Raw genomic sequence first — 6,836 nt, forward strand, 5'->3', positions numbered from 1 at the left:
GGACGCCCTGGATTGCTTCGCTACGCTCGCAATGACGTTGGCTTCGGATCAATCGCCATCGGGTGATTCGATCCCGAAATTCAGCCCGCGCGACACTGACGGGTCGATCACCGCGATCAGCAGATAGGCCGCGAACTGGCGCAACCGCTGGAACCAGTTGGTGTGGCGCTTGTACCAGTCGGGCGTGATCGCCTCCGACCGCGCGACCTCTCCGTCGATATAGGCGCGGACATGGTTGGCGAAGGCGGCGTCCTCGATACGCAGCATCAGCTCCAGATTCACAAACAGGCTGCGCATGTCGAAATTGGCCGAGCCGACATGCACCGCATCGTCGATGACGTATAATTTCGTATGCAGCTTGGTGAGCTGATATTCGAAGATCCGCACGCCCTTGCGCAGCAGGCCCGCATAGGTGAAGCGCGCCGCCGCGATCGTCGCCTGATTGTCCGACTTGCCCGCCGTAACGATGCGCACCTGCGCGTCGCGGCGCCCGGCGCGGTCGAGCCGGCGGAGCATGGTGGGGCTGGGGGTGAAATAGGCCGCGATCACGTCGATCCGCCGCCCGCGCCGCATATCGTCGCGCACCGTCCGCGCCCAGGGCGACAGCCGCCGGGTGGGGCCGCCGATCAGCCAGCGTAGGGGCCCCGCCGGCTCGCTCCAATGCGCCAGTGCCTTGTTCAGGTCGCGCAACCGTCCCTTGGGGTTCTGCGTCCAGGCGAACAGCGCATCGAAATAGCCCGCCATCCGCGCCGCCGCCGGCCCCTCGACCAACAGGCCCAGGTCGCGCCAGCTCTGGTCGGCGGGGGTGCCGAAATAATCATCCTCGATATTGAAGCCGCCGATGATGATCCGGGGATCGTGCCCGGCATCGGCCAGCGCCAGCTTCTGGTGATTGCGCAGCAGATAGCGGCGGCCGAAGCGAGGCTCGAACCGCGACAGCCGCGCGCCCGCCTCCAACAGGGGGCGGAAGAAATCCTCGTCCGCGCCGGCGCCGAATCCGTCGACGATCACGCTGACCGCCACCCCGCGCCGGGCGGCGTCGATCATCGCATCGCGCACCCGCCGCCCGGTCGTGTCATCGGCGTAGATGTAATAAAGGATGCGCAGACAGTGCCGCGCCCCCGCAATCAGCGCGAGCAACGCCTCCAGCCGCCGGGGGCCCGTATCCAGCAGGGTCAGGCGGTGGCCATCGACCTGGAAGACCGGTTGCTCGGGGGGCTGGTCGGGCAGCGGGGCGACGGAAATGGGGCGGGTCCTCCGGCAGATGATCCTGTCGAAAGCGTAACGGTCGAGGTGACGCGCATGTTGCACCGGTCATGGCTTTTGACTTGGGCGCCCGTTGCTGCTAGGTGGCCCTCTTTCATCCCAGCATTATTTGCGAAGGACACACGCATGGCGCGCGTCACCGTCGAGGATTGCGTCGACAAGGTTCCCAACCGTTTCGATCTGGTGCTGTTCGCGGCGCAGCGGGCCCGTCAGATTTCGGGTGGTGCGGATCTGACCGTCGATCGCGATCGCGATAAAAACCCGGTCGTCGCGCTGCGCGAGATCGCCGAGGAAACCGTTCGTCCGACTCATTTGGAAGAAGCGGTCGTCAACAGCCTGCAGCGCGTCCAGATCGACGACGAGGATGAGGCGGATGACGTCGGCAGCCTGCAGGCCTCGGCCGAGGCGCTGCGCCTGACTGCCGCCGCCCCGCCGCGCAACCAGAATCTGGGTGCCGATTACGACGGCTGATCCGCCGTCCGGACTCCCGATATGAAAAGGGCCGGTGCGAACCCTCGCGCCGGCCCTTTTGCATGGGCTCAGTAACCCCAGCCGCCGCCATGCCAGTAATCCCAGCGCGCGGCGTGGCGTTCATGCCGGGCGAAACGCACGTCGCGCCGGGCCTCGGCTCGCCGGACGGCGGCGGCATGGGCATAGGCATCGGCCGCACGATAATCGCCATAATAAGCGGCGGTATCGGCGGCGCGCTGGTCCCGGCCGGCCTGATAGGCGTGGATCGCGGCCCCGCGACCGGCCCGGTGCGCCATGTAATCGTCGTAACGCCAGTCCTGTGCCCCGGCGGCCGTCGCCACCAGCGTACCGCCGGCCAGGGCCAGCAACAGGCCCGTCTTGAGCATCTTCATGACCTTCATCCCAATGCAAAGCAGCTCCCGGTGACGGGCAGACTGCGCCGGCCAAGCTGAACCGCCGGTGGCGGGAGCGTTCAGCGTCGTGGCAGCATGACGACGGGAATCGGTTCGGCTTTTGGATGGGGCCAAGATACCGGCGCATGGGCGAAATACCGGCCTATGGTCCGATCTTGACGGGCGCTTAACCAATCCCGGTCAGACCGGGGGCATGGAAATGCGCAAGATCTGCAGCGGGTGCCGGGACGGTATCGATTTCGACATCCCGTTCGCGATGGCGTTCCAGCCGATCGTCGACACGCATACCGGCCAGCCCTTCGCCTATGAAGCGCTGGTGCGCGGACTGGACGGATCGGGCGCTTACGGCGTGCTGTCGCGTGTGACCGAGGAGAATCGCTACTCCTTCGACCAGGCGTGCCGGGTGAAGGCGATCGAAAGCGCGATGACGGCGGGCCTGATGGACACCGACGCGCGGCTGTCGATCAACTTTTTGCCCAATGCGGTCTATTCGCCGCTGGCCTGTATCCAGCTGACCATGCGCACCGCGCAGTCGGTCAACATGCCGATCGACCGGCTGATCTTCGAATTCACCGAGAACGAGGAAATGGGCTCGCCCGAACATGTCGCGAGCATCATCGACACCTATAAGCAGATCGGCTTTTCGGTCGCGATCGACGATTTCGGGGCGGGCCATTCGGGCCTCGACATGTTCGCGCGCTTCGTGCCTGACGAAATCAAGCTCGACATGGAGCTGATCCGCGACATCGACACCAATCCCCGTCGCCGCGCGATCGTGCGATCGATGGTGTCGCTGTGCGCCGAACTCGACACGCTGCTGATCGCCGAGGGGATCGAGACGGCGGCGGAAGCGGCGACGCTCAACGACCTCGGCGTCCGCTATCACCAGGGTTACTGGTATGCCCGCCCCGCACTCGAACGCCTGCCGCGGATACACGCGGATGCGCTGGTCGGCTGATAATGCGCGGCACGACTATATCGCGACTTGGCGGTGATGCCCCCACCGGGCGACGTGCGGACTGCGGCGTCCAGGAGGGCCCCGAGAGGCGGGCGCGATAACCTTCATTCCTCCCCTGCAAGGGGAGGGGGACCATGCGCAGCATGGTGGAGGGGTGTAACGGTTGCGGTTCCGTCCCATTTTCAGATGGTGACACCCCTCCGTCAGGCCTGCGGCCTGCCACCTCCCCTTGCAGGGGAGGAATGCCGTGCAGGTCGATCGGCATGCTCCCCCACTGAACGGCGCCGTCCCCTCGATCCCTCAATAAGCGTAGGCGCGGACGAGGTCGTAGAGATAGTCGCGGCCGTCATAGAGCGACTTGATCGGAATCCGCTCGTTCAGGCCGTGGATGCCCGACATGTCCTTCTCGATGAAGATACCCGGCGCGCCGTAGACGGGGATGCCGATCGCCTGGAAGAAGATGCCGTCGGTCGCGCCGGTCGACATCATCGGCACCATCGCGACGCCGGGGAAGTGCTTGGCCGCGACCGTCTTCATCGGGCCGATGATCTTCGGGTCCAGCTTGGGCGGGATCGCGGTCGGGCGCACCGGCTGGTTGGCGGTGACGGTGATCTTGGGTCCCGCCAATGCCTTCAGCTTCGCCAGCGTCCCCTCGACCGTCTCGCCGGGAAAGATGCGGCAATTGATATTGGCGGTCGCGCGCTGGGGCAGGGCGTTTTCGGCATGACCGGCCTGCAGCAGCGTGGCGACGCAGGTGGTGCGCAGCGTCGAGTGCAGCGCCTTGTCGCGGCTGACGATCGCATCGGCCGCCGTGTCGGTCGGATCGGCGAGCAGCCGGGTGATCGCATCGCCCAGCTGGCCGCCGACACGTTGCGCGGTCGCGGTCAGGAAGGCGCGGGTCGTATCGGTCAGGATGACGGGGAATTCGTAACCCTGCACCGCCTTCACCGCATCGGCGAGCTCATAGATCGCGTTTTCCGGGGTCGGTTGCGAGCTGTGCCCGCCGGGATTGGTGGCGAGGAAGGTGTAGTTCTGCGCCGCCTTCTCGCCGACCTGCACCGCCAGCAACTGCCGCTGGCCCTGGTCGTCGAGCCGGCCGCCGCCGCCCTCGTTCAGGACGAACTCGGCCGCGATCAGGTCGGGCTTGTTCTTGGCTAGCCATTCCGCGCCGTTGAAGGCGAAGGTCGTTTCCTCGCCGCAGGTCAGCGCCATCTTGATGGTGCGCTTGGGCGGTGTCTTCTTCAGGCGGATCAGCGTGTCGGCCCAGACCGCGCTCATCGCCTTGTCGTCGACGGTGCCGCGCCCGTAATAATAGCCGCCCTCGTCGATCAGTTTGAACGGATCGCGGGTCCAATCCTCGCGCTTGGCCTCGACCACATCGAGATGGCCGAGCAGCAGCATCGGCTTCAGCTTCTTGTCGGTGCCGGGCAGGACCGCGACGATGCCGCCGTCCTTGGGATGGTCGGGCACCGAGAACAGGGTGATGTCTGCGTCGCTATAGCCCGCCGTCTTCAGCCGGTCGGCGATCTGCGACGCGGCCTGGGTACAGCTGCCCACCGACAGCGCGGTGTTGGTCTCGACGAGTTGTTTGTAGAGGTCGAAGAACGCCTTTTGGTCGGGCCGATCCTGTGCCGCCGCGATACCCGGCAGCATCGCCAGCGTTGCAGCCACTCCGCCGAGCCATTTCGCCAACCGCATATGATCCCCCTCTTTTTTGCGTGTCGGCGGGGAATAGAGCGTGTCGGGGCGGTGCGCGCAAGTTTTCCTCCCCTGGAAGGGGAGGTGGCGCGCGCCAGCGCGTCGGAGGGGTGTCCCCCTCTCGATAGCGCGACACCCCTCCGTCAGGGCTTCGCCCTGCCACCTCCCCTTCCAGGGGAGGAAGATTTGGGGATCGCCTAATCCTTTGCCCCGGACCGTTTTCGCGCTAGCAGTCGCCGATGGACCAGCCCGACATTTCCGCTCGCCCCCGCCTGATCTCGCCCTCGCTGTTCGCGCTGTCGATCTTTTACGGCGGCATGGTCTGTATCGCGGGCGTGCTGGGCAACAAGCAGGTGGCGCTGGGGCCGCTGGCGGTGGAGGCGGGGATCTTCGCCTTCCTGCTGCTGGTCGTCACGTCGAGCGCGGTCGCCGAACTGCATGGGCCGCAGGTCGCCGGACGGCTGGTGCGGGTGGGCTTCGTACCGTTGCTGGTGTCGCTGGCGCTGTCCTTCATCGTCTATTCGCTGCCCGCCTCGCCCGAAATGATCCCGGCCAATCGCGACGCGATCCAGCTGGTGCTGGGGTCGACCTGGCGGATCTGGCTGGGCGGGATCGTCGCTTACGGCGTGTCGCAGACGCTGAACGTCACCATCTTCGCCGCGCTGAAGGGGCGCGAGGGCAGCAAGCTCCTCTGGCTGCGCGCGGCGATCGCCAGCATGCTCAGCCAGATCGTCGACACGCTGCTGTTCGTGACGATCGCCTTTTACGGCGAGTTTCCGATCGGCCCGCTGATCGTAGGCCAGATGATCGCCAAGGTCGCACTGTCCGCCATACTGATTCCGCCGCTGATCTATGTGTTCGTGGGGTTGGGGCGCAAGCTGGACCGCGTCTGACCTTGAAACCCGACATATTGCCGGTTTTCCCCGCCGCCGCCCCGCGATAAAGGGCGGGGATGACCAACCACGATCCCGACGCCGCCCTGCTCGCCAAGGCCGAGACGCTGACCGAGGCGTTGCCTTATCTCCAGCGTTACGCGGGCAAGACCTTCGTGGTGAAATATGGCGGCCACGCCATGGGCGATCCCGAGCGGCAGCGCGACTTCGCCGAGGACATGGTCCTTTTGAAGGCGGTCGGTATCAACCCGGTGGTCGTGCATGGCGGCGGGCCGCAGATCGGCGCGATGCTGAAGCGGCTGGGCGTCGAGTCGCAGTTCGTCAACGGCCTGCGCGTGACCGACAAGGAAACCGCGCAGATCGCCGAGATGGTCCTGGCGGGATCGATCAACAAGGAAATCGTCAGCTGGATCTCCGCCGCCGGCGGCCGCGCGGTGGGCATCTCGGGCAAGGACGCCGGCCTCGTCATCGCCGAGAAGGTGCAGGGGCGCGAGGCCGATCCGCTCAAAGGCATCGAGCGCCATGTCGATCTGGGCTTCGTCGGCGAGCCGGTGTCGGTCGATCCGCGCCTGATCGAAAGCCTGTGCGCCGACGGCATCATCCCCGTGATCGCGCCGGTCGCGATCGGGATGGACGGGCATACCTATAACATCAACGCCGACACCATGGCGGGCGCGATCGCCGCGCGGCTGGGCGCATCGCGCTTCTTCCTGCTGACCGATGTCGCGGGGGTTCTCGACAAGCAGGGCGAGCTGATGACCGACCTGAACCCGGCGCGGATCGCGGAGCTGCGGACGGACGGCACGATTTTGGGGGGGATGATCCCGAAGCTGGAAACCTGCGTCTCGGCGGTCGAGGCCGGGGTGGATGCGGCGGTGATCCTGGACGGGCGTGTTCCGCATGGGATGCTGCTGGAGATTTTCACCAAGCAGGGGGCGGGGACGCTCGTTCGGCGGTGATTTTACGGCAGCGTCGGGGGCATGGCCTTCGACTTCGCTCAGGCTGAACGGCGGTTGGGATAGTGAACCCTCACCTCTAGCCGCTCCCCTCCCGCAGGCGGGAGGGGATGGGGGGAGGGCAGGCCCCAAGCGATGGTCTCTGCGAGGCTCCCTGCCCTCCCCCGACCCCTCCCGCCTG

At 66.2% G+C, this 6,836-nt stretch carries 7 protein-coding genes; 4 read left to right on the top strand and 3 right to left on the bottom strand.

Translation table 11 applies throughout. The features are described from left to right. Nucleotides 1-48 precede the first annotated feature (48 nt). A complete protein-coding gene (locus tag ACQKJZ_RS17050; protein WP_427732643.1) occupies nucleotides 49-1,230 on the bottom strand; it encodes a phospholipase D-like domain-containing protein in 1,182 nt (393 codons plus the stop codon). A gap of 162 nt (nucleotides 1,231-1,392) precedes the next feature. Here ACQKJZ_RS17050 and rpoZ point away from each other — a divergent pair, with 162 nt between their 5' ends. Beyond that, on the top strand, nucleotides 1,393-1,737 hold the full coding sequence (rpoZ, locus tag ACQKJZ_RS17055) for a DNA-directed RNA polymerase subunit omega (protein WP_007407028.1): 345 nt from the start codon (nucleotides 1,393-1,395) through the stop codon (nucleotides 1,735-1,737). Between the two features lie 68 nt (nucleotides 1,738-1,805). Here the strand turns inward: rpoZ and ACQKJZ_RS17060 are convergent, their stop codons facing one another. After that, nucleotides 1,806-2,129, bottom strand: a complete 324-nt coding sequence (locus ACQKJZ_RS17060; RefSeq protein ID WP_409790525.1) for a hypothetical protein — start codon at nucleotides 2,127-2,129, stop codon at nucleotides 1,806-1,808. 220 nt (nucleotides 2,130-2,349) lie between these two features. Here ACQKJZ_RS17060 and ACQKJZ_RS17065 point away from each other — a divergent pair, with 220 nt between their 5' ends. After that, nucleotides 2,350-3,108 carry an EAL domain-containing protein gene (locus ACQKJZ_RS17065; RefSeq protein WP_427732635.1) on the top strand — a complete coding sequence of 253 codons (759 nt, stop codon included), beginning with the start codon at nucleotides 2,350-2,352 and terminating at the stop codon, nucleotides 3,106-3,108. A 300-nt stretch (nucleotides 3,109-3,408) separates the two neighbouring features. On the opposite strand, the gene ACQKJZ_RS17070 is transcribed toward ACQKJZ_RS17065, so the two are convergent. Continuing rightward, nucleotides 3,409-4,806, bottom strand: a complete 1,398-nt coding sequence (locus ACQKJZ_RS17070) for a M20/M25/M40 family metallo-hydrolase (RefSeq protein WP_427732637.1) — start codon at nucleotides 4,804-4,806, stop codon at nucleotides 3,409-3,411. A 239-nt stretch (nucleotides 4,807-5,045) separates the two neighbouring features. Between ACQKJZ_RS17070 and ACQKJZ_RS17075 the strand changes: the two genes are divergently transcribed. Beyond that, on the top strand, nucleotides 5,046-5,699 hold the full coding sequence (locus ACQKJZ_RS17075) for a queuosine precursor transporter (protein WP_427732639.1): 654 nt from the start codon (nucleotides 5,046-5,048) through the stop codon (nucleotides 5,697-5,699). 59 nt (nucleotides 5,700-5,758) lie between these two features. Next, nucleotides 5,759-6,658 carry an acetylglutamate kinase gene (argB, locus tag ACQKJZ_RS17080; RefSeq protein ID WP_427732641.1) on the top strand — a complete coding sequence of 300 codons (900 nt, stop codon included), beginning with the start codon at nucleotides 5,759-5,761 and terminating at the stop codon, nucleotides 6,656-6,658. Nucleotides 6,659-6,836 lie beyond the last annotated feature (178 nt).

This window comes from Sphingomonas sp. NPDC019816 (assembly GCF_050274375.1).
Classification (GTDB): Bacteria; Pseudomonadota; Alphaproteobacteria; order Sphingomonadales; family Sphingomonadaceae; genus Sphingomonas.